This is a genomic window from Hymenobacter metallilatus, from assembly GCF_003944705.1.
Taxonomy (GTDB): domain Bacteria; phylum Bacteroidota; class Bacteroidia; order Cytophagales; family Hymenobacteraceae; genus Hymenobacter; species Hymenobacter metallilatus.
The window spans coordinates 32,193-52,983 of the sequence record NZ_RWIS01000014.1; the positions used below are offsets into that span (position 1 = coordinate 32,193).

At 60.8% G+C, this 20,791-nt stretch carries 23 protein-coding genes; 6 read left to right on the forward strand and 17 right to left on the reverse strand.

Going from position 1 to position 20,791, the window contains the following annotated elements:
* Positions 1-207: 207 nt before the first annotated feature.
* Positions 208-474 carry a hypothetical protein gene (locus tag EI290_RS18065; protein WP_125433070.1) on the reverse strand — a complete coding sequence of 89 codons (267 nt, stop codon included), beginning with the start codon at positions 472-474 and terminating at the stop codon, positions 208-210.
* A gap of 68 nt (positions 475-542) precedes the next feature.
* On the reverse strand, positions 543-1,556 hold the full coding sequence (locus EI290_RS18070; protein ID WP_125433071.1) for a tyrosine-type recombinase/integrase: 1,014 nt from the start codon (positions 1,554-1,556) through the stop codon (positions 543-545).
* Positions 1,557-1,802: 246 nt separating this feature from the next.
* Here EI290_RS18070 and EI290_RS18075 point away from each other — a divergent pair, with 246 nt between their 5' ends.
* Complete coding sequence (locus EI290_RS18075; RefSeq protein WP_185817067.1) at positions 1,803-3,650, forward strand: DUF4209 domain-containing protein; 1,848 nt, start codon at positions 1,803-1,805, stop codon at positions 3,648-3,650.
* 128 nt (positions 3,651-3,778) lie between these two features.
* Here the strand turns inward: EI290_RS18075 and EI290_RS18080 are convergent, their stop codons facing one another.
* From EI290_RS18080 to EI290_RS22255, 15 genes are all read right to left on the reverse strand, one after another.
* A complete protein-coding gene (locus tag EI290_RS18080; RefSeq protein ID WP_125433073.1) occupies positions 3,779-4,867 on the reverse strand; it encodes an SMEK domain-containing protein in 1,089 nt (362 codons plus the stop codon).
* A 130-nt stretch (positions 4,868-4,997) separates the two neighbouring features.
* On the reverse strand, positions 4,998-5,984 hold the full coding sequence (locus EI290_RS18085; RefSeq protein ID WP_125433074.1) for a nucleotidyl transferase AbiEii/AbiGii toxin family protein: 987 nt from the start codon (positions 5,982-5,984) through the stop codon (positions 4,998-5,000).
* On the reverse strand, positions 5,969-6,718 hold the full coding sequence (locus EI290_RS18090) for a type IV toxin-antitoxin system AbiEi family antitoxin domain-containing protein (RefSeq protein ID WP_125433075.1): 750 nt from the start codon (positions 6,716-6,718) through the stop codon (positions 5,969-5,971). Before EI290_RS18090 ends, EI290_RS18085 begins: the two co-directional genes overlap by 16 nt.
* 185 nt (positions 6,719-6,903) lie before the next feature.
* The gene (locus tag EI290_RS18095) at positions 6,904-7,092 is read right to left on the reverse strand and encodes a hypothetical protein (RefSeq protein ID WP_125433076.1); all 189 of its coding nucleotides are present in this window, start codon (positions 7,090-7,092) and stop codon (positions 6,904-6,906) included.
* Positions 7,093-7,219: 127 nt separating this feature from the next.
* On the reverse strand, positions 7,220-8,377 hold the full coding sequence (traN, locus tag EI290_RS18100) for a conjugative transposon protein TraN (RefSeq protein WP_125433077.1): 1,158 nt from the start codon (positions 8,375-8,377) through the stop codon (positions 7,220-7,222).
* Positions 8,378-8,385: 8 nt separating this feature from the next.
* Positions 8,386-9,585, reverse strand: a complete 1,200-nt coding sequence (gene traM / locus EI290_RS18105) for a conjugative transposon protein TraM (RefSeq protein WP_125433078.1) — start codon at positions 9,583-9,585, stop codon at positions 8,386-8,388.
* Positions 9,586-9,595: 10 nt separating this feature from the next.
* Entirely contained in the window at positions 9,596-10,210 is a 615-nt protein-coding gene (gene traK, locus EI290_RS18110) for a conjugative transposon protein TraK (RefSeq protein ID WP_125433079.1), read from the reverse strand.
* 38 nt (positions 10,211-10,248) lie between these two features.
* Positions 10,249-11,358, reverse strand: a complete 1,110-nt coding sequence (locus EI290_RS22510; RefSeq protein ID WP_221766280.1) for a hypothetical protein — start codon at positions 11,356-11,358, stop codon at positions 10,249-10,251.
* A 38-nt stretch (positions 11,359-11,396) separates the two neighbouring features.
* A complete protein-coding gene (locus tag EI290_RS18120) occupies positions 11,397-12,053 on the reverse strand; it encodes a hypothetical protein (RefSeq protein ID WP_125433080.1) in 657 nt (218 codons plus the stop codon).
* A 15-nt stretch (positions 12,054-12,068) separates the two neighbouring features.
* Entirely contained in the window at positions 12,069-12,722 is a 654-nt protein-coding gene (locus tag EI290_RS18125) for a hypothetical protein (RefSeq protein WP_125433081.1), read from the reverse strand.
* 27 nt (positions 12,723-12,749) lie between these two features.
* Positions 12,750-13,310 (reverse strand): hypothetical protein, encoded by a 561-nt coding sequence (locus tag EI290_RS18130; protein WP_125433082.1) that lies wholly within the window; start codon positions 13,308-13,310, stop codon positions 12,750-12,752.
* 35 nt (positions 13,311-13,345) lie between these two features.
* Positions 13,346-15,832, reverse strand: coding sequence for a TraG family conjugative transposon ATPase (locus EI290_RS18135; RefSeq protein WP_125433083.1), 2,487 nt, complete (start codon positions 15,830-15,832; stop codon positions 13,346-13,348).
* Positions 15,833-15,859: 27 nt separating this feature from the next.
* Entirely contained in the window at positions 15,860-16,192 is a 333-nt protein-coding gene (locus EI290_RS18140) for a DUF4133 domain-containing protein (RefSeq protein WP_125423216.1), read from the reverse strand.
* A gap of 11 nt (positions 16,193-16,203) precedes the next feature.
* The gene (locus tag EI290_RS18145; protein WP_125433084.1) at positions 16,204-16,521 is read right to left on the reverse strand and encodes a DUF4134 domain-containing protein; all 318 of its coding nucleotides are present in this window, start codon (positions 16,519-16,521) and stop codon (positions 16,204-16,206) included.
* A gap of 45 nt (positions 16,522-16,566) precedes the next feature.
* Positions 16,567-17,376, reverse strand: coding sequence for a hypothetical protein (locus EI290_RS22255; RefSeq protein ID WP_148103650.1), 810 nt, complete (start codon positions 17,374-17,376; stop codon positions 16,567-16,569).
* 369 nt (positions 17,377-17,745) lie between these two features.
* Here EI290_RS22255 and EI290_RS18155 point away from each other — a divergent pair, with 369 nt between their 5' ends.
* The 5 genes from EI290_RS18155 to EI290_RS18175 are packed head-to-tail and all read left to right on the forward strand — an operon-like array spanning position 17,746 to position 20,784.
* On the forward strand, positions 17,746-18,093 hold the full coding sequence (locus tag EI290_RS18155) for an ArsR/SmtB family transcription factor (RefSeq protein ID WP_125433086.1): 348 nt from the start codon (positions 17,746-17,748) through the stop codon (positions 18,091-18,093).
* Positions 18,094-18,123: 30 nt separating this feature from the next.
* Positions 18,124-18,702, forward strand: coding sequence for an ArsI/CadI family heavy metal resistance metalloenzyme (locus EI290_RS18160; RefSeq protein ID WP_125433087.1), 579 nt, complete (start codon positions 18,124-18,126; stop codon positions 18,700-18,702).
* Positions 18,703-18,751: 49 nt separating this feature from the next.
* Complete coding sequence (locus EI290_RS18165) at positions 18,752-19,246, forward strand: GNAT family N-acetyltransferase (protein ID WP_125433088.1); 495 nt, start codon at positions 18,752-18,754, stop codon at positions 19,244-19,246.
* A 5-nt stretch (positions 19,247-19,251) separates the two neighbouring features.
* Positions 19,252-20,337 carry an ACR3 family arsenite efflux transporter gene (arsB, locus tag EI290_RS18170; RefSeq protein ID WP_125433089.1) on the forward strand — a complete coding sequence of 362 codons (1,086 nt, stop codon included), beginning with the start codon at positions 19,252-19,254 and terminating at the stop codon, positions 20,335-20,337.
* Between the two features lie 15 nt (positions 20,338-20,352).
* On the forward strand, positions 20,353-20,784 hold the full coding sequence (locus EI290_RS18175; protein ID WP_125433090.1) for an arsenate reductase ArsC: 432 nt from the start codon (positions 20,353-20,355) through the stop codon (positions 20,782-20,784).
* The last annotated feature ends 7 nt before the right edge of the window (positions 20,785-20,791 follow it).

The following is a 20,791-nucleotide window of genomic DNA, read 5'->3' on the forward strand; positions in this document are numbered from 1 at the left end:
GGAAGCAGTTTCAATCCCTGCAAGTACGTCAGGAATGGCAACAAATCATAGCAGCCGGTTTGTCCGGCAGATGAGCTTGGAACCTGTATTAATGCTATCTGCCTTGTGTCTGCATAAGGCTGAATCAGCCTGCACTGACTCAACGGCTGGAGCTCACTTTGCTGAAGCTACAGGATCGATGTACAACTGATAAGTGACCGGAATACATCAACTGAAATCAAGATAGTATTCCAGCAAATCCAGATCCAGTGTAATGTCTGAATTATGAGTGTAATAGAAATTCTCCTCCTCAAGGATGCTATTATTCTGGCAGACGGTCAGCAATAGTGAAGAGCCTTCTCCTCTGCCGGTATCACGCATCTCTTCTTTGTAAAATTCTGCCTCGGGATAAAGTTTAGCTATTCGTTTTACATACTCGGACAGAGCTGAGTTGATCAGTGCCGGTTGGTCAGCCGAGGTGTGTCGTGTCATCATTCTAAGTTGGTTTAGGCAAACTGAACAGCTTGACGTTGCAGCAGATGCGTCCGATAGACAATATGTCATCAGAGGCCCAGGTTCTGGGCGGCGTTAAAGGTAACGACATCATCCAAGCGGGAGTAGCGGTCAATCATGGCATCGGTTTTCTGCTTGGTCTGGTTTTTAATAAAGCGATTTGACTGGCCCCTCAACACTGACACTGTTATAAAGGAAACGCGCAAGGAGTGGGCCGAGTAGTTCTTCTCCGGGATCTTATAGCCTTCCTCGTCGTGGTTCAAGTGCAGCTGCACCAGTCCGTTGACGCGCAGGGCAGACAGGCGCTTTTGTGTGGGTAGCGCCTCGCCCTTCACCTTACCGCGCTTGAGCGAAACGAACAGTGGCCCCGTGCTGCGGCCCAGCTGCTGCACCCAGGCCCGGGTACTGCGCACCGGGCAGAAGCTCGCCGTCGACGCGTAGAACACCGCCTTGTCCTCGGCCTCGCCGGCCTGGTTGGTTTTGCTTTTGGGCAGGTGCACAATCAGGGCTCGTTCGGTAAACTCTAGGTGCTCCACATTCAGGGCCACCAACTCCGAGCGGCGGAAGGCCCCGGCAAAGCCCAGCAGCAGCAGCGCCCGGTCGCGCAGGCCGGCCGTGGTGGTGACGTCCAAGCGGCGGATGCTTTCCTTAAGCTCGGCGACGGTGAATGCCGGCGCCTGCTTCTGGCGCTTGCCCAGCGCGCGGGTAATGCCGTCCAATACGATGGCCAGCTCATCGGCGTGCACCGGCGACGGGTAGCCGCGCAGCTGGTGGTGCTTGTGGATGGCCGCCAGGTGGCGCTTGATGGTCGAGAGCTTGCGTGGGATGTCGGCCAGGTCCGCAGCGTAACGGGCCACAGTGGCCACGTCGGCCGGCAGCGGGCATAGGCCGTGGAGCGCGCAGTACTCCCCGAAGCTTTTCAGGTCGGCCGAGTACGCGAGCACCGTGTTGTCGGCGCCTTCCAGGCCGAGCTTGAGGTAGCGGGCAACGTTGTCGGCCGCGGTGGCGAGTTGCGAGCCGAGAGCTTGTGGCTGGTCGGGGATTCGGGCGAGTTCGGTGCTCATGCGGGCAAAAGTAATTGGAAATACTTTAGGTATCATAATTAACAGTTATGATGCCTAAGTTTCGATAGCCTTTGTGAACCCTTGCGTCGACAACACTGCCGCATTCACATTTGCCTCTACTAAAGCAGGTGACCAAAAAAAAGAAAGCAATAGCGGCTGTACCACCCGCTTTGTTCTTTAAGGGAATTGTCCAGTCTATTTTGAATGTTGTGTCTCGGGTTACACTCATTTCTCCCCGACACTCTTATGAACATTGCTACCCTCGAAGAATTAGCCGCGCTGCTTGAGCATCACTCTCAAAGTTGGACGCACACTCACCGAAGTGAACTACTGCCACTGCTTGAAGAAGCCACCGTACCGGATTCGTTACTCGACCAGCGTCGGTGGGAGCGCATTGCGCTGGGCTTCTGGTTTAAAGAAGGCAAAGCGCAGCGTGAACAGGAGTTTACTACTGACGCTGACGAAAAAGTGGGCTCGATACGGGTGGAAGAATTGCCGTCCGCTGCATTTGCATACTATCTGCAGCGCTATGAGCAGTCCACCAATGTGTACCTGAAGGCCCGCTACGCACTGGTGCTTTGGAATGCGCCCAAACCCAATGCCTACGGCCGTATGGGCAATTTGGCGCATACCCATCTGCTGGAGGCGCTGGCTACAGCCGATTGTACGGGCCGCGATAAACGTAGGGACTGCATTCAGATGCTGGGTGCCTGCTGCGACTTGGCGTTGCTGCTGCGGCACCGCCAGCCCGATACCGTCGAGGCCGTGCTGGACCGCTTCACCGGTGCGGTGCCCTTCGAGGCTGAGGGTCGTATTCCGCTGCTGCGGCTGATAGCGGACACGGGCAAGTTGTTTAAGCCGGACGTGCTGACAGATGAAGTGAGTTTGGCGTGTGAAGCACTGTTTGATGACTTTTTTGCGGCCGGCGAGTACGATGCGTGCGAGGCCCTGTGCCCGCTGGCCCGCACTGTGGCGCAGCGCCGGGGACGGGCCGTGGCGGAATGGTCTGACCGCTTGGGGCGGACCCACGAAGCCATGGCTGAAAGACGCCTTTCGGACCCCAGCGGGCTGGCTCCTTACGAGTTTTACCGCCGGGCAACCGAGGATTATCGTGCTGCTGGCAATACAGCCGCTTATGACCAAGCATTCCAGCGCCTGAACGAACTGAAATCTAAGATTCGGCTGGGAGCCACCAGCTTCCAACTCAAGCCGGAAGATGCTCAGGCCATGCAAGCCGACATCGACGACCGCATCCAGCGCCTGACGCAGTACAGCCCCCACGACCTGCTCGAATATCTCACCGTTCACCCGGAAGTGCTCCCTGACTATGCCAGCGTGCGCGCATTTGCGGAGCAGCACAAAGGCTCGTTCTTCTTTGCCTCGGTGCCGACTTCCCAACTCGATGAAAACAAGAACACCCGTCGGGTGCAGTCCGACGAGGAAGTAGACAAACTGACTGCTGATTTTTACGAGTGGATGCTTCAATTCCGGCTTGCCTCTTTGGTACCCCTTCTGGCAGCGTGCTACCGGGCGGGCAATTTCAGCTACGATTCCTTCTGCGCCTTTCTGGAGAAATCCAGTTGGATTGCCCAGCCACTGGGCGAAACTGCGGTCAACGGTCAGGAGGTAGTGTACACCTGGAAAGACTTGATTTACCCCATTCTACGTGACTTTTTTCAGCAGCTGGCCGTCGGCATAGACGGTGGCCGCGAAAACTTTGTCTTGTCAATTGATTCGCTAACCGTGAAGCTGGAAGGCCTGCTGCGCGACCTGCTGCAGCGTTCCGGCGCGAACACCACCGCCAACGACAAGCACCAAGACCTGCGGGAAGTATTCATCGAATCCTTACTGAACCACGCCGTGGCGCAGGAATTGTTCGATGAAAGCACGCGCTACTTCCTGCGCTACCTGCTGCTCGCGCCCGGGATGAACCTGCGTAATAACGTCGCCCACTGCTATTACCGCTATCAGGACCAGTATTCATTCGACAAAATCATTCTGCTGTTGTGTGGCCTGCTGCGCATTGCCAACTTTCGCTTTGAGCCTTTAGACCCGCCGGCCGCTGCTCCAACCGATGAATCGGCTCCAGCCTAGCTGGGGCTGCTATTAGCTACTCAGGCCCACGCGGAAAAGGTGGATAGCCATGTGATAGAAAAGGGGCCTCACCAATTAGGTGAGGCCCCTTTTAATATGCCAGCACGTAGCAATGACCGGCGCGGCAGTTATTTCAGCTTCTCGCGCATTGTGTTGTCGAAGAGATAGGTTGGCTTCTTGGTGTCGTAAACTCCGGCTCGCCCGTACAGGATATCTTCGTAAGGCATGCCATCCTTCGCGTACTCTACATAGAGCGATGGGTAGCCCGAATACGGGTCTGTTTCCATGTCCAGTTTGACAATGTAGTCGTAAGGGATTCGGTAGAACGGATGGTAAGTGATGACGGTGTAGGCTGGGTTGTTTTTTCTGGTTTCATCGTCCCAGTTCAGCAGGTCCCATTTTCCGCTCTTATCGAAAATGGCCTTGCCGCCCATGCCGATGAACTCAATGCCGTTGTCGTAAAAGTCCCAGAACTGCATTTTGAACCAAGAACTGATTTGGCCGGCGGGGGTAGGGCGAACTTCAGGATAGGAGCGGTCATCCACCGAGCGCACGATGACACTGTCGTACCGAAACTTGACCCACGGCTCGTAGTAGGCGTGCTCCCAATACTCGTGGTCGAGGTTTTTCAACAGGGCCTTCTTCATCCTATCCCGCAGGGCCAGGTTCTTCTTAAGCTTGGCCGCACTACTTTGCCTCGGAGCTGACTTGGTGCCGCTTTGGTTTTCGTAGAGTAGAATCTTGGCTATTTCCTCGATTTTGGGTGTGGGCAGCGAATTGATTTTATTTAGCAGCCCGTGAAAATCAATGATATTCTGGTCGCTGGTGAAGGCAAAGTGCTGCTGGGTATCGAAGTCTGGGTAGCTCTTCTGCTTTTTGCCCAATATCAGCACAAAAAGCTGGTCGTAGGCCTGATAAAGGCCATTGGCCAGGAAACTATCGATGGTATACTGAATTTTCTTGGTGGCCTTGGTGGTCGTCACCTGCACCGCTACCCGGTTAAAATTGTCGGCCAGGTCAATGGCAGGGAAGTTGTTCTGCACCAGATTGATGTTGTGCAGATTGTAGCCATACACGCTGTTGAGCAGGCGGCAGATGGTATGCTCCGAAAAGAGGTTGGCATCATACAGGTTGAGGGCATTTCGGTTTGATAGCTCTACTTCCCAGCGGGTCAACTCGCGCACGATTTTCTTTAGTTCTTCTTCTCGCTTTATCATCTGCTAGGTATCAGGGCTCTTCAAGGGTATCGAACGGCACGAAAGTAGACGATGCGTTAGATCTCCAATAGTATGTTTTAAGCTAAGTTGGGGATTCTAGCAGGAATCGAATGGTGGGCTGTTAGCCGGGTTACAGCCCATCGTAGACCCGCAACTGCTGTGCAATGCGCTGCATAACCTGTAGCACTTGGTCAAACGCGGGTAGCGGGCTGTGCAGCAGGCTTGGCAACTCTTGCTCGTATGACTGCTGAAGCTGGCGTAAGTTCACCGTTTCCTCGGTGTAGGCCCAACAGGCCGTCAGAGGCCTGGTTTTCCACTCCAGGGTCGGGCCAATGACGCCCGCACGCGCATCATCGCGCTGCACGGCTGCGAGCTGCTGGGCCAGGCCGTGACCGGCTAGCAGGGCGGCCACCTCGGGCTGGCTGGCCAGCTGGTGCAAGTCGTAGAGGTGGCGCACTTTGCGGCCCGTTGCCGCGAGCGGGTCTTCTTCGTATGACGCGCGCACCAGGGCCATGATTTTCTCGGCAAACGTGCGTGAAAGGCTCAGTACGTTGAAATCGAAAGCTTCCAGGCCGTATTCCTGCACGGCGTCCGGCTGCCCATGGTCGAGTAGGTACTGGCCAAGGTAGGAAATCAAGGGACGCTTACTGTGCGGCTCGGGTTCTCCAAAGGCCGTTATTTCCAGCAGAATGTGCTCAGTAGCCGTCGGCACCGGGTCGGTGAACAGGTGGGGGTACTGGTGGTGCACTAGCCGGTTGTGGCCGCGCTTGCTGGTGGAGCCCGGCACGTCTACTTCGGGCAAGTCGCCAGCGGCGATTTTATGGATGTCGCGGATGAGCCGTTTCAGCGCGCCGTCGCTTTGCTGCTCCTGCAGGATAACGGCCAGGTCCACATCCTCCGAAAACCGCTCAATAAGCCCGTAGCCCTTGGAGAGCGAGGTGCCTCCCTTGAACACGACGTGGTCGGCCACAGCCGAGTCGGCCAGGTTGCGCAGCACCCAGGTTACCCAGTAGTCTTTCTCGATAAAGCTTTGCCGCATCCCCCGGGCCGTCGCAGTGATGGTAATCAGGTTGCGAAAGTCCTGCTCGTGGGTGTGCAGGGTCATCGGATTTGCCACTGCGCGCGGTTGGGTAAGGCCTGCTCGGACAAACCAAGCTTATAAGTGGATAAGGGATTCAGGCTGGCTTTCAGCGTAGTGGCTAACTTGACTTCACCCAGCCCTTCCAGCAGGGCCCCCAGCAGGGCGCGCGTGGCCGGATTGTAGTCCTGCGCCAAGCGAACCAGAGCGGCCTGCTCAGCCGGTGGTAGCTGCTTTACCTGCTCGCGCAGGCGCAGCAGAGCCGCGGCTGGCGAAGTGTCGGGCAGGCGCTTAATCTGCCGCAGGGCATCCAGCAGCTGGCAGAGCTTTACCTGCTCCGGCTTGACATCGGCCCGGCTGCGCACGAAGCGCACGCGCACGTTGCCGACTTTCTTGGGCCGTCCCGGCCGGGACGTGGCAATCTGAATTTCCTGCGGTACCTGCGTGGTCAGGCCCAGCCGGTTGAAGGCCGCTACGCCGGTGGGGTAGCCCAGCAGTTTTTTGCTGGGCGTTTGCAGCAGCACCTGCAGCACCTGCTGCTCGGAGACCGGTACCGGGCCGAACCGACTCTGCATGGGGAGGCGGTAGGTGCCTTTGGTGACCTGCTGCACCACGCCTTCCTGGCGCAGCCGGCTCAGGTTCACGGCCACCGTGCCCGGCGCGATGTCCAGGTTGGCAAAGTCCTGGTAGCGCACGAGGGCGCCCGGCTCCAGCTTTTGCAGGCGGTTGAGGATTTTCTGGCGGGCGGTCGTGGTTTTAGTCGCTTTTTCCATCTGCTTCGGCCAGTAAAGATACGCTAATTGTAAAGTTTTTTTACTGCAAAACATTACAAAGTACACGTTGTGTTCCGGTGAGTAGCGGATTCAGATAATACCAGGCGGGAAACATAAACACCCTCCTGCTACCTTGTTACAGGCAACAGGAGGGTGTTTGCGAAGTGCCACGCGGTGTAGTGCTGCTAGTGGTTGTACGGGTCGTAGCGGTCCTGGGGGCTGCGGGAAGCCCGGTGCATGACGGAGCTGGAAAGGCGAAAGAACTTGAAGCCGAAATAGAGGAGCAGGCCCCAGGTGGCCACCTGCGCCCCCCAACTCGGAGCCCAGGATGAGTAGAGAAAGATAACCAGCGCGATAAGCAGCGGAATACGCATAGCAATAGGGGTTGGAATGAGTGGTAAGCTGGTCGCTTGCCCTGCCTTCTTCTACCGGGTAAACAACCTGACGCTGATTTGGTGCATTTCAGTTGCTACGTAGCAAGGTGCAGGGTATTGATAGGGGCTAGCGGAAGCCGCGGGCCCGGAGTAGGTCGCTGTTGGAAAGCTTAAGCTTGATATTACGCCCGCCCCCCTTCTCATACACCTCGATAACCAGGTTTTTCTGGTCGGGGATGGTGAACTTTTTGAATACAAATACCTGCTGGAGCTTGCCGGCGGCTTCAATCTTTTTCAGGTTGCCGTTGTAGACGTAGGTAGGCGTGAGTTCAATGGCCTGTTCGGCCGTGCGCTTGACCAGCTTCTTGTCCTGGATGTAAAACTTGACGAAATCCACGTCATACGTCACGTTGGAGCGGTTACGCAGGTGCAGTGGGAAAAACAAGGTTTCCTGCTGGTAGCCCACGCTGCCCGCGCGTACGCTAAGCTGATTTTTCGTGTCGCTGGCCGCCGAGCCGCCGCGCGCCAGGGCCTGCTTAGAATAGGCATCCAGGTTGCCCTGGGGAATGGGCGTGTTCGACAGGATGGCCTCGCTGCCACTGCCGGCCTGGGCGGTGGAACCGGTCATCGTGCTCAGGTCCAGGCTCAGCACCTTGGGGTCGTGCTGGTAGTTCACGACGAACATATACAGCTTGCCCCCGGAGGTAAGCACGGTCATGTTGGTTTCGGTCAGGCGGTTGCTGGCCGCCTTCACGCGCACGATGTTGTCGGCGCCCGTGGCTTTGGCGGCCAGAATGCCGGAGTTACCCAGGTCGACGTAGGTGACCGGGTAGGGAAACACGAGGTGCGTGGTTTTCTGGTCTGAGACGTAGAGCGGGAGGACGGGCAGCTTGGCGGAGCCCGCGCTGGCTGCGCCCAGGTCCAGGCCCAGTTGGCGCGGGTTGCGCTGGTAGCCCACCACGAAGGAGTAGAGCTTGCCGCTGGCCGTGAGCACGGTCATGTTGGTTTCGCTGAAGCCGCTGCCGGCCGCCTTGACCCGCACGATGTTCTCGGAGCCCGTAGCCTTGGCCGCAATCAGCCCGGCGCTGCCCAAATCAACATACGTGACCGGGGACGGGAAAACCAGGTGGGTGGTTTTTTGCTCCGACACGAACAGCGGATACGTCGCCAGCTTTGCGGCGGCTGGGGCCACGGGTCGGGTGCTGGCCAGCGTCGTGGATTGGGCCAGGGCGGGCGCAGCGGCCAGGCTGAGGGGCAGGGTGCAGAGGGCAAGGGCGATTCTCATAGCGTAGCTTATTTATCAATCTTCAACATGACCTGGTAGCCGGCTTTCAGGCGCACCTTGACCAGGCGGATTTTCTTCTGGCCGAGCCCCTTGACGGCAGTAACCGCGACGCCGGCCGCGGCCAGGGTGGGGTCGGCGCTCATGGTCATGGCATCGGCGGCATTCAGGCCGTCGGCGCCGGCCTGCTTGGCCGCGTCCCGGGTAATGGCGCCCGGGATGTGCAGGCCTTCCAGCCCGTCCACGTCGTAGACTTCCAGGGCCACCGGGAAGACCCGATTACCGGTTTTCAGCGTTTCGATGCTGATGTTCAGCCGCTCCCCGGCTAAGCTGCACTTGCCATAGATGAAGGTGTTGGCCGGCAGGGCGCGGCCGTTGACCACGGCCGATTCCGTCAGGCGCATTTTCACCAGCGAGCCGCTGACGACTTCCTGCGATTCGTGAATGACGGCCGGCAGGGTGTTGGCATCCTCATTCGCCGCCCGTCCGTCATCCAGACCAGTGAACGAGGCCGTGCGCCGTGTGCCCGCGCCGCTAGAGCCCAGACGAGAAACGACGGCGTCGTCATCGACTACTTTGGCGCGGGTGCTGGCTTTTTTCTTCGGCTTGGCCACCGCCGGCGCGGCCGGGCGGGCTACCCCTCCCCCGCCGCTGTTGCTCTGCGCCAGCAGCTGGGCCATCTGTAGCTGAGCGTCTTTCTCGGCCAGCTCCCGCTCATGCTGGCTGCGCATCAGCTCCAGCTGCTCCTGGGGCGTGAGGGTGCCGGGTGCTGCTGCAGTTGGAGTGGCTGCAGCGCCGGGCGCGGCCCCACCGTTCAGCTGCGCCTGCTGGGCGGCAATGAGCTGCTGCTGGGCTTCCACCACGGATTTGTCAACCGACCCATTGGGCCCGGGCTTGCCATCGGCGCCGATGGAGTACGACAGACCCGAGCCGGCCGCCGTATCGAGACGGGCATCGACCAGCCCCCGGTTGCGTAGGGTATCTACCGGGCTGGCGTAGGCTTCGAGCTTGCTGGCGGTGATGGAGCCCTTCTCGGCCGTGGGCAGGGTGGTGTTAAAGCCGGACGGTACGTTCTGGGCCTCGGCGGGCGCGCCCTGCCCGCCGCCGCCCAGATAAAACATGACGGCCAGGAAGGGGACGCCCACCACCGGCAGGAAGGTGGCCATTTTGCGGGTGCGCAGAAATTGCGCGTCGTGCGGTTTGGTTTCCATCGGGTGGGGCTTAGCGGGGCTGGGTGCTGAGGTCTTCGTTGCGCAGAACCCGCCAGTTCTCCATCAGGAAGCCGTGCGGGTTGTTCTCCGAGCGCGTCACGTCGCGCAGGGAGCATTCCGAGAGGAAGTTGCGGGTGGTCACCGAGGTGGCCCGAATCACCCGCTGGTGCCCGTAGCACCGCGCCACCAGTGGGCGCGCGTTGGTTATCACCACGCTGTCCACACTCATTTCCAGGCTGATGTTGGCGGCAATCAGGTCGTTGTAGAAGCCCTTCTCCTTGAAGTTCTCGTACTGCCGCTTCGCGGAGTTATCGGCCAGGTACAGCGCCTTATTCACGTTGCTGTCGATGGCTTTCTGATCGGGGTCCAGGGTGAAAAACAGCTCGTGGAAGCGCGTAACGTGGGCGCGGGCCTCCACCGGCCGGTTGGCCCGCGCATCCCGGGCGCCGGCCGTGAGCAGCTGCCCGCCTTCCAGCACGTAGATGCGGTTGGCGGCCGCCGTGGTGGTCTGGAATGCGAAGTAGGCAATGGCGCCGGCCAGCACCAGCACCGCCACGATAAAGAGCAGGGCCAGAGTCTTGACCTGCTGGAAGGCGGAATCAATAGTTTTCAGGGATGCGAACATGGCTAGGGAGGGCTAGTGAGGAATAAGTGAGCCCGGGCTTAGGCGGAGCGGCGGCCGAAGACTCGCTCCCGGAGGGCCGTGCCGGCGCGGTGGCCCAACTGCTCGCCCCAGGACCGGTTGTCGGTGGCCGATTGCCCCGTGGCGGCTGCCACAGCGGCCGGGGCCGCACCCAGACGCGTAGCCGCGCCAGCCGCGGCGCCCGCCGTGGCCGCAGTGCCCACCAGCGCCCCCTGCATGGCGCGGGCCACGCCACTCACGCCCGAGGCCGCCAGCATCATATCCGTGATGAAGGGAATGACCAGGTAGCCGGCAATGGCAATGCAGAGAAAGACCAAGTAGCCAAAATCGGCGGAGTCGACGCCAGCGCCGGTGTTGAGGCGGCCGATGTCGGCTTCCAGCATCATCACCTGAAACTGGCCCATGATGGCCCCGAATATGTTGGCCACCGGCACCCACAGGCTGATGGTGACAAACTGCCCCAGCCACTTGGCAATGGAGCCGGTGAAGCCGGGAAAAATGGCAATGCCGAAGGTCAGCGGCCCCAGCACCGACAGCACGATGAGCAGAAAGGTGGCCAGCACGTTGACAAGCAGGCGGGCGGCGATGTGGAAGATCTCCAGGGTGTTTTTCATCCATTCCCGGAAGTCCTGCTTGACTTCGTACTTGAGCTTATCAAAGCCCAGCGCCGCCTGCTGGCCCATATTGCTCATGCCCGTGGCCCCGCCCAGCTCCTCCAGGCGCTTCTCGTAGGCCTCATCCGTGGCGAAGTACTCGTTGCCCGGCTGACGGGCCAGCAACGCCTTTTTCTGCTGCTGCAGCTGGTCGATGCGGGCGGTCTGATCGGTGCGCACCGAATCAGTGCTGGTAGCCAGCGCGCCCGTGATGCCGCGCAGGCCGCCGAGCAGCTGCGGAAACAGCAGGATAGCCAGACCAATCAGAAAGGGGCGCAGCAGCGGGTACAGGTCAATGGGCTCGGCCCGGGCGATGTGGCCCCATACCCGGGAGCTGATGAAAACCAGGGCGGCGATACCGCCCACGGCGCGGCCCAGGGTCACGAACTGCGCGACCAGCGGCAGCATCGAATCGTAGAGCCGGCCCAGCATCTGCTCCATCTGGAGCATCTGCATGGTAATTGAGTTCATGTCCATAGCGGCGGGAAATACGGTGGGAGAAAAGCGGCGGCGCGCTAGCGGGCGGCGTCTTCGGCCCCAATCAGGGCCAGTACCGAGGCCCGGTCCTGCCGGGCCTGCTGCTGCTGGTAGGCCACAGCCCGGCACTTGTTGGTGTAGTAAGTCATCAGGTGCTGCTGCTGCTGCATCCGGTCGGCAATGCGGTTGATGAACTTGAGGCGCTGGGCGTCCGTCATCTGGGCCCGGTTGGTGGTCATGATGGTGGCCAGCTCGGTGATGAGCGACACGTTTTCCTGCAGCAACACCTGGTACATGGTGGAGGCCTCGCTGACCTGCGCGGGCGTGAGGCCCCGGGTGCGCAGCTCGGTCACGCCGCTGGAAAACTGGGTAATCATGGCCGCCTGGGCGTCGTAGATTTCCCGCACCCGGCGGTAGTTGCGCACGCCGGCGCTGATTTGCAGCAGCGAGCTAAACCACTGCGCGTGCAGGACCTGGGTTTGGTCGGTGATGCCTTTGATGGCCGTGCTGAGCTGTTTGATGTCGCCGGCCAGCACCTTGGCCCGGCCTTTCAGCGTGGTCGATACACCCTGGTGGAGAATCTGCTTGCGCGAGATTTGCTCGGAGATGGGCGCCGATATCACCGTTTGGGCCCGCGCCGGCCGGGCCACTAGGCCCAGCAGCGCCAGCAGCACGAATGTGGAGGCAGTTTTCATCGGCAGCGGGTGGGGTTAGCGGGCAGTGGCGCCCATGAAGGATAGCAGGGTCTGGCGGTCCTGTTCGATTTGCTGGGCCGCCCGCAACTGCAGCATGTTGCGCCGGGTGAAGTAGCTGACCAGGCCCAGCTGGTCGGTGATTTTGGCGTCCAGCTGGTCAATGAATTCCATGCGCTCGGCATCGGTCATCTTGAGCATGGCCGGGCTGACCACCGTGCGCAGGTCGGCCACGGTGTTGGCTCCTTCCGTCAGTAGCTGAGCGTACACGCTGGTCATCTGCGTGAGCTGCTGGGGGCTGATGTAGGGCGAGGCGCGCAGCACGTTGATGGCATCTGAGTACTGCTGGATAATCTGGGTTTGCTTGGCGTAGATGGAGCGCACCCGGCGGTAGTCGCGCACGGCGGCGCTGACTTTGAGCAAACCGTCGTACCATTCTTTGTGCTGCTCCAGGTTCTTGCGGGCAAAGGTTTTGGTCAGTTCCTGCTCCTTCACCCCGAAGGCCACCAGCTTATTGGCCGCGGCTTCCAGGCCCTTCATGGTCTTTTGCAGGCCGGTCTGCACCGCGCTTTGCCCTTCCAGCAGCGGGGCCGATACCACCAGCTGAGCCGAGGCCCGGGTAGCACTCAGTCCCAGCAAGGCCAGGCTGAGGAGGATGATTTTCTTCTGCATGGGCGGCACGTTTGGGTGGTGGAAAGCTTATTGATTCCGGGTTTGCGGGTGCAGGAGGTACTTCATATGCCGCTCGGCCGCGAAGCGGGCCTGGCCGGTACCGCCCTCAAAGCCCAGCAGCGTGGGCAAGGCCTGCGTTGCCGTCACGTTGGGCTCCTTGGTCAGGGCCAGCAGCATCATGGCCACCGTCTCACAGCGGCCGGCCAGGCCGTTCCAGGTGGCCACGTCTTCGGGCTGCACCCGGGGCAGGCCCCGCGAGCGGGCCACTGTGCGCAGCACGTAGCGGTAGCGGGCCCAGCCGCTGCGTACCACCGGGTGCTCCTTCACCGAGGCGTCCAGGTCGCTGCCCTGCCAGGCTGCCACGAACTGAGCGTAGTTGCGGGCCGCAGCCTTGTCGGCTTGCTCGGCGGTGGACAAAGCCACCAGGCTGTCGGCCAGGGCCTGCGCGGCGGCTACTTCAGCCGAGGCGGGAGCAGGTGCACCAGCTGCCGGGGCTGCCGCAACCGGTGAGTCGGCCGGGGAGTTATCAGCGCCGCAGCTGCTGAGCAGCGCCAGCGGCAGGGCCAGGTGAAGCAATAAATTGCGCATCGTTTTTTCCCTTTTGTTGATGATGGTTAGCTCCCCTACCCTTCGCGCAGCTCGGCGGCGAAGAGCTTGATGGCCGTGGGCATGTCGCCGGTCTGGCGCAGCTTTTCGAACAGCCGCACTTTCTCGGTTTCCTCGGTGGTGTAGGTCACATATTCTTCCTTCGACACCTCGATGGCGTACACCTTCGACACCACCCCGCCCAGCGAGATGAATACCTCGGTGTAGCGGCCGCGCGCGGGCTGGTTGTCGCGGTTGATGCTCAGTACCAGGTCCTTTTCCTTGGGCGTGAGCGAGAGCAGGGCCTGAATCTCCTCGAAGCGGTTGATGAACTTGCGCTGGTCGAGCAGAATCTTGCAGTCGGAGTTGTTGATGATGGCGTCCTTGACAATCTCGTTGCCGATGATGTCGTCGATTTCCTGCGTCACCACGATGGCCTCGCCGAAAAACTTGCGCACCGTCTTGAACAGGTACTTGATGTAGGCGGCCATGCCGGGCGTGGTCAGCGCCTTCCAGGCCTCCTCAATCAGAATCATCTTCCGCACCCCCTTGAGCTTGCGCATCTTGGAGATGAAGGTTTCCATGATGATGAGTGTGACCACCGGAAACAGGATGGGATGGTCCTTGATGTTGTCCAGCTCGAAGACGATGAACGGGGCCTGCACCAGGTCCAGCTCCTTATCGGAGTTGAGCAGATAATCGTACTCGCCGCCCCGGTAGTAGGGCCCCAGCACGTAGAGAAAATTGTCGATGTCGAAGTCCTTTTCGCGCACCTTCTCCTCTTCCAGCACCTTGCGGTAGGTGCCCTTCACAAACTCGTAGAACGTGTTGAAACTGGGCTGAATAGCCGGGTTGGCTTCGAGCATCACGTAATACAGGCTTACGGCCGTGGAAAGCGACACGTACTCAGACTGGCTGACCGCTTCATCGTCCTTTTTCCAGAGCGCCTGCAGCAGCGTTTTGATGCTTTCCTTCTTCTCCACGTCGAGCTTGCCCGAAATCAGGAAGGGGTTGAAGGCGATAGGCGCATCCTCCTCGTAGGTGAAGTACACCCCGCCTACCAGCTCACACAGGCCTTTGTAGGAGTTGCCCGTGTCCACCAGCAGCACGTGGGCGCCCTGCTCGTAGTACTGGCGCACCATGTGGTTGGTGAAAAACGACTTACCCGAGCCCGAGGGGCCGAGCACGAACTTGTTGCGGTTGAAGATGACCTGCCGCTTCATGGGCTCGTCGGAGATGTCCACCAGCACGGGCTTGCCGGTTAGGCGGTCGGAGAGCTTGATGCCTTTGGTGGCGCCGGTGCTGCGGTAGTTGGTTTCCGAGGCCCAAAAGCAGACGGCCTGCTCGATGAAGGTGTAGAAGGTTTCCTCGCTGGGAAAGTCGCCGGCGTTGCCCGGAATGCCGCCCCAGTAGAGCGCGGCAATGTCCACCGTGTTCTGCCGGGGCTTGCAGTTCATCTGGTTAAAGGCGGCATTGACCAGCTTGCGCACCTCCGTCATCTCCTGCTCGCTGCGGCCCCAGGCCAGCACGTTGCAGTGCACCCGCACCGGGCGGCGCTTATGAGTTAGCAGCTCGTTGAGAAAGGCGTGGTAGTACTCCACGTTGATGGCGTTCTGCCGGGAGTAGAGCGAGAGGGAGGTGAGCCGGTCCTTCTTCTGCTCGAAGGTTTTCACCGTTTTCTGAGTGTTATCCAGAAACACGTACTGGTTCAGGATGTGGCTGGTGCCCAGCAGCAGCCCCAGCGGGGCGGCAAACGAGATAGGGAAGTCGGAGTACTCGGTGCTGTAGGCCTCGTAGCGGATGTCGGTTTCCACCGAGGTGGGCAGGTCATCGAGGTTGGCCACCGAGAACATCTGGCAGAATTCCTGGCCTACTTTCAGCCCGCCCGTCAGGTCCAGGTCCACCTGCAGGGCCTGGTCGGACAAGTCCAGCGAGAGGTACTTTTCCAGCAGCCCGGCCTTCTGCTGGGTACCGGCCAGCTCATCCGACGTAAGCCGATGCGAGCGGATGAACGGCGCGTTGGTCGGCCCCACCCCTTCCAGCGTGCGCACGAACTGGCCCACGCTGTCGAAGAAGCTTTCCAGCACCTTCGTGTCGAGCAGGTCCTTGGGCACGATGTGGCGGCGGGCCAGCAGCCCCGAGGTGCTGCCCCAGTTGGGCCGCTCCGACGAGGTTTTGGTGATGAAGAGGTAGCAGAAGTGGTTGAGGAACGGCCGCTCGTTGAAGTGCCGCTCGTAGGCGGCGGAGAGCAACGTACGCTCGGCCTCGAAGCCCGGGGCGTACTTGTCCTCCACGTACCAGTCCTGCTTGTGCACCACGCAGTGGTCGGGCAGCAGGCGCACGGCCTTCACGAAGGCGGCCTGCAGCTGGGCGTAGTCCTCGCGCGAGAGGGTGAAGATTTCCGGCAGCTCCAAGCGGAAGGCCACCGTCACGTCCGCGTTCTTCGAGACGAGGCAGTCCTTTTCCACCTTGTAGATGGGCTGCTTGGATTCCAGGGAAACGGAGGGCAGAACCTTGTTGCTCATAGGCAGGGAAAGTACCCGCCCCAGCCGCTACGCGCGGCCGGGCGGGTCCTGGTTGAGGCGTTGGAAAAGGCGGCTGTGCCGGTTGGTGATGTAGCGGGGCGAGGAGCGGCGGGCGGCGGCTTTCATCAACCCATGCTCGCCGAAGCGGCGGTTCAGGGCGAAGACCCCGGCCCACATGCCGCCCCCGGCCAGGAAGGTGAGCAGCACGGTGAGTACCAGGGGCACGCCCGCCAGGTAGCAGGTCACGAACAGGGCAAACACCAGCCCGATGCCGGCCACCAGAAAGTAGATGTTGCTGCCCACCAGCCCCTTGAATTCGACGGGCTTGTTGATGCCCCGGTTCAGGTCGTAGACGGGCATGGTCGGCCGGCTTACAGGAAGAACGAGCGCACCACCGTGGCCACGATAACCAGGAAAATCATCGAGCCAAACCACGACACGGCCGTTTTCTGGGTGTCCTGGTCACCGGAGTTCCACTTGCTGTATACTTTGATGGCGCCCACCAGGCCCAGTACCGCCCCGATGGCGTACATGAGCTTGGTGAGCGGGTCGAAGTAGCTGGTGACCTGCGTAGTGGCATCCTGAATGCCGGCCGTGCCGTTGCCGGCCCCGGTCTGGGCGTAGAGCAAGTGCGAACTAAGGAGCAGGGCCAGGATAGCCAGCGAGGTACTAAAACGCTTCTGGTTCATACGAATGGGAAAGAATGAGACGTGTGGGTATGGGTGGGCCGGGCGCTACAGCTCGTCGGCCCCGAACAGGGCGGCCAGCTCGGCCTGGTATTCTTCCAGGTGCTGGGCCATTTGCTCGGCCAGGCAGCTGCCCTGCAGGCCGGCCGGGGCGGGCGGGTTCTGGCCCGCCTGCAGCAGGGCGATGTATTCGCTGACCGACTCGGCGGCCACCAGCCGCGGCGCGGGCCCGGCGGTGATAATGTCCAGCGGGGAGGCCACCGGCTCCTCGAATGAAGCCAGCGGCTCGTAGCCCTCCGGCAGCCGCTGCTGAAGCGCGGGCTCGGCGTCGAGTAGTTCAGCGGGTTGGTCAGCGGCGGCTGGCGGGTCAGCCCCCGTATGGGCTTCGCGCCGCACCAGTTCGGCCAAGCGTTCATCGGCCTGGTCGGGGGCTTCGGTGCGGGTCTGGTCCTGGGCTGCGGCCTGCTCCTCGGCCGAGGTCGAAGCGGCGTCCATCGGCGTGCTGTCGTCGGCACTCTGGTCCTGGCCGGTGGCCGTGGCGGTGGAGGCCGGCAACTGGACTTCCACAATTGATTCAGTGGTAGAGGGCAGGTTCTCAGCGGCTCCCTCCTCTTCTACTCTAGCTTCCGGTGCTGCCTCCGTGGCAGCGGGTTGCGGCGCCGCAAAGGCTGAGGTCGGGCGTACTAGGGTGGGCGGAGCCGTGGTGGGGGACGGAGTGCTGCCCGCGCCGCGCTTACCGAGTGCGAGCAGCGGGGCGAGTTCGGCGCGGTAGTAGAGTAACCCGACTACCAGGTAGTAGAGCAGAACCACGACCAGCATAAACAGGCCAAACTGGCTCCAGGAATAAGCACTGAGCATCGGCAGGAATCAAGCGTGGCACCTCGGGTCGGCCGACCTGAGCGTGAACGTGCCAAACTCTCAGGTTTGACTTGTGCAAACCTATCCGTCCCCGAAACCCGATTAGTAGAAAGTTGACGAACGGTTAAAATCGGGTGGTGAGGTGCACCGGCTCTACACGAATAGCAGTTAAATAGAACGCATAAAGCGGCTCCTAAACCTGAAAATGGGCTTTGTGTCCACGATTAAGTCTTGTCAACAGCGGGTGGTTAATTGCTGTTCAGTAGGTACGCAGAACGCTGCAAGCGGAGAATTGAAAAGAAAATAATGCCTAAGACGTATACATACGTCATTTAATGTCGTATAATTGCGACATACTACATAGTTGCCATGACGTACGCCAAGACCGCCGCCTTTACCGAGGAGCAACAGCAACTCGCCCGCATAGCCAAAGCGTTGGCCCATCCGGCCCGGGTGGCCATTATTCAGCTACTGGCGTCCAAGAAGACTTGCATTTCCGGCGACATCGCCGCCGAGCTGCCGCTTTCCCGCACAACCGTCTCGCAGCACCTGCAGGAGCTGAAGGCGCTGGATCTGATTCGGGGGGAGATTGACGGGCTGACCGTCTGCTACTGCCTGAACACGGAGCTGCTGCGCCAAGTGCACCAGCAGTTCACGGCCTTCTTCGTCGAATCGACGGCCAACGAGGTCTGCGCCCCCGGTGGCTCCTGCTGCTAATCCATTCCATCACTTTAACCCGCCTTTCGCATGGAAACCTCGGTATTTCCCCGGATGCACGTCTCGCTATACGTCTCCGACCTGACTTCCACGGTCAACTTCTACTCGGCCTTCTTCGGACAGCCGGCCGCCAAGATCAAGCCGGGCTACGCCAAGTACGTGCTCGACAAGCCCTCGCTGATTATCTCCTTCGTGCAGAACCCCGAGCGCGTGGCCAGCAACTTCGGCCACTTGGGCTTCCAGGTCGAGACGGTGCAGGAAATGGAGCAGCGCCTGGAAGTAGCGCGTAGCGCTGGCCTGGTAGCGCGCGAAGAAATGGGCACGAGCTGCTGCTACGCCAAGCAAGACAAGTTCTGGGTAAATGACCCGGACGGCGTGGAGTGGGAAGTGTACTACTTCCACGAAGACGCCGAGTTCAACGACCCGCGCTACCAGGCCGAGTACGAGCAGGCCAGCGGCAACAGCCAATGCTGCATCGCCCCGGCGGCCCAGCCGGTGCTGGCTGCCGATGAAGTCCTGACGACGGCGCCGATGGCCTTCACGCTGGTCGATGCGACGCCGGCTACCCCGACGGCCAACGCCTGCACGCCCGGCGGTGGGTGCTGCTAGCCGCGCCTGCTCTCCTTCCGCGCTTCTTCCTCCTTCTCATCAACCGAACATGACCCTGCAGTCCTTTGCGCCGGCGCACTGGCCGGCCGCCAAAGCCATTTACGAGGCCGGCATTGCGACCGGCAACGCCACGTTTGCCACGGCAGCTCCCAGCTGGGAGGAATGGGACCGGGGGCACCTGCCGCACAGCCGTCTTGTCGCCCTCGATGACGACGGGCAGATGCTCGGCTGGGCCGCCCTCTCCCCCGTGTCGAGCCGCTGCGTGTACGGCGGCGTGGGAGAAGTAAGCGTATATGTGGCCGACTCGGCCCGTGGCCGTGGCGTAGGCCGGCAGCTGCTGGCCGCGCTGGTGCGAGAGTCTGAGCAGCACGACATGTGGACGCTGCAGGCTGGCATCTTCCCCGAAAACGAGGCCAGCTTGCGCCTGCACGAAGCTGCTGGCTTCCGGCTGGTCGGCCGCCGCGAACGAATCGGCAAGATGGGTGACCAATGGCGCGATACGCTCCTGCTGGAGCGTCGGAGCCCCGAGGTGGGGCTGACTTAACCACTATGACGAATCTCACTCCTACGGCCCCGGCCGTTGTCCGCAAGAAGCTCTCCGGCCTCGACCGGGGCTTGACCTTGTGGATCTTCCTGGCTATGGGTGCCGGTGTGGCGCTGGGCTACTTCGTGCCCGGCATGGAGCAGGCAGTCAACTACTTCTCGGTGGGTACCGTGAACGTGCCGCTGGCCGTGGGGCTCATCCTGATGATGTACCCGCCGCTGGCCAAGGTCAAGTACGAGCAGCTGCCCAAGGTTTTCCGCAACACGCGCATCATCGGCCTCTCGCTCCTGCTGAACTGGGTGGTCGGCCCGGTGCTGATGTTTCTGCTGGCTATCTGGCTGCTGCCCGACAAACCGGAGTACATGATGGGGCTGATCCTGATCGGCATTGCCCGCTGCATTGCCATGGTGCTGGTGTGGAACGACCTGGCGGACGGCAGCCGGGAATACGCCGCCGGACTGGTGGCGCTGAACTCGATTTTCCAGGTACTGTTTTACTCGGTGCTGGCGTGGCTGTTCATCACCGTGCTGCCGCCCTACTTCGGGCTGCGGGGGTACACCGTCCACATTGGTATTGGTGACATTGCCCAGAGCGTGCTTGTGTACCTGGGCATCCCGTTCGCGGCCGGCTTTCTCTCCCGCCTGGTGCTGCGGCGGCTAAAGGGCGACGAATGGTACGAGCAGGTATTCCTGCCGGCAATCAGCCCCATTACGCTGATTGCCCTGCTGTTGACCATCGTGGTCATGTTCAGCCTAAAGGGCGAGCTGATTGTGCGCATTCCCTTCGACGTGTTGCGGATTGCCCTGCCGCTAGCCCTGTATTTCGGCGTTATGTTCGTGCTCAGCTTCGTGGCCGGCAAGTACCTGGGAGCGAGCTACGCCGAAAACACGAGCATTGCCTTCACCGCGACCGGCAACAACTTCGAGCTGGCCATTGCCGTGGCTATCGGGGTGTTCGGCTTGAACTCCGGCCAAGCCTTTGCCGGCGTTATCGGGCCCCTCATTGAGGTGCCCGCGCTCATTGCGCTGGTTAATCTGGCCTTCTGGTTTCGCCGCCGTTACTACAGCGACTCGGCACCTTCCCCTCGCTAATCACTTATGCTGTCCATGTCTGACAAGAAAAATGTGCTGGTGCTGTGCACCGGCAACTCCTGCCGCAGCCAGCTGCTACACGGCTACCTCCACCAGCTGCTCGGCGATGCGGTGACGGTGTACAGCGCTGGGGTCGAAACCCACGGGCTGAACCCGCGGGCGGTGCAAGTCATGCGCGAAGACGGCGTGGACATTTCGCACCACACCAGCAACCACGTCGATGAGTACGCCCACGTGCCCTTCGACTACGTCCTGACCGTCTGCGACCACGCCAATGAGGTCTGCCCGGTGTTTCCCTCAACGGCCAAGAAGCTGCACCATAACTTCCCTGACCCGGCCAAAGCCACGGGCACCGAAGAAGAGGTGCTGCAGCAATTTCGCGCTGTACGCGACCAGGTGAAGGCCTACGCGCAGGAATTTGTAGAGCGGGAGTTCGTTTCGGCCTAACCACCTC

Coding starts and splice junctions, on each gene's coding strand:
- EI290_RS18065 (WP_125433070.1), bottom strand. CDS start 474: ATGATGACACGACACACCTCGGCTGACCAACCGGCACTGATCAACTCA.
- EI290_RS18070 (WP_125433071.1), bottom strand. CDS start 1,556: ATGAGCACCGAACTCGCCCGAATCCCCGACCAGCCACAAGCTCTCGGC.
- EI290_RS18075 (WP_185817067.1), top strand. CDS start 1,803: ATGAACATTGCTACCCTCGAAGAATTAGCCGCGCTGCTTGAGCATCAC.
- EI290_RS18080 (WP_125433073.1), bottom strand. CDS start 4,867: ATGATAAAGCGAGAAGAAGAACTAAAGAAAATCGTGCGCGAGTTGACC.
- EI290_RS18090 (WP_125433075.1), bottom strand. CDS start 6,718: ATGGAAAAAGCGACTAAAACCACGACCGCCCGCCAGAAAATCCTCAAC.
- EI290_RS18095 (WP_125433076.1), bottom strand. CDS start 7,092: ATGCGTATTCCGCTGCTTATCGCGCTGGTTATCTTTCTCTACTCATCC.
- traN (WP_125433077.1), bottom strand. CDS start 8,377: ATGAGAATCGCCCTTGCCCTCTGCACCCTGCCCCTCAGCCTGGCCGCT.
- traM (WP_125433078.1), bottom strand. CDS start 9,585: ATGGAAACCAAACCGCACGACGCGCAATTTCTGCGCACCCGCAAAATG.
- traK (WP_125433079.1), bottom strand. CDS start 10,210: ATGTTCGCATCCCTGAAAACTATTGATTCCGCCTTCCAGCAGGTCAAG.
- EI290_RS22510 (WP_221766280.1), bottom strand. CDS start 11,358: ATGGACATGAACTCAATTACCATGCAGATGCTCCAGATGGAGCAGATG.
- EI290_RS18120 (WP_125433080.1), bottom strand. CDS start 12,053: ATGAAAACTGCCTCCACATTCGTGCTGCTGGCGCTGCTGGGCCTAGTG.
- EI290_RS18125 (WP_125433081.1), bottom strand. CDS start 12,722: ATGCAGAAGAAAATCATCCTCCTCAGCCTGGCCTTGCTGGGACTGAGT.
- EI290_RS18130 (WP_125433082.1), bottom strand. CDS start 13,310: ATGCGCAATTTATTGCTTCACCTGGCCCTGCCGCTGGCGCTGCTCAGC.
- EI290_RS18135 (WP_125433083.1), bottom strand. CDS start 15,832: ATGAGCAACAAGGTTCTGCCCTCCGTTTCCCTGGAATCCAAGCAGCCC.
- EI290_RS18140 (WP_125423216.1), bottom strand. CDS start 16,192: ATGCCCGTCTACGACCTGAACCGGGGCATCAACAAGCCCGTCGAATTC.
- EI290_RS18145 (WP_125433084.1), bottom strand. CDS start 16,521: ATGAACCAGAAGCGTTTTAGTACCTCGCTGGCTATCCTGGCCCTGCTC.
- EI290_RS22255 (WP_148103650.1), bottom strand. CDS start 17,376: ATGCTCAGTGCTTATTCCTGGAGCCAGTTTGGCCTGTTTATGCTGGTC.
- EI290_RS18155 (WP_125433086.1), top strand. CDS start 17,746: ATGACGTACGCCAAGACCGCCGCCTTTACCGAGGAGCAACAGCAACTC.
- EI290_RS18160 (WP_125433087.1), top strand. CDS start 18,124: ATGGAAACCTCGGTATTTCCCCGGATGCACGTCTCGCTATACGTCTCC.
- EI290_RS18165 (WP_125433088.1), top strand. CDS start 18,752: ATGACCCTGCAGTCCTTTGCGCCGGCGCACTGGCCGGCCGCCAAAGCC.
- arsB (WP_125433089.1), top strand. CDS start 19,252: ATGACGAATCTCACTCCTACGGCCCCGGCCGTTGTCCGCAAGAAGCTC.
- EI290_RS18175 (WP_125433090.1), top strand. CDS start 20,353: ATGTCTGACAAGAAAAATGTGCTGGTGCTGTGCACCGGCAACTCCTGC.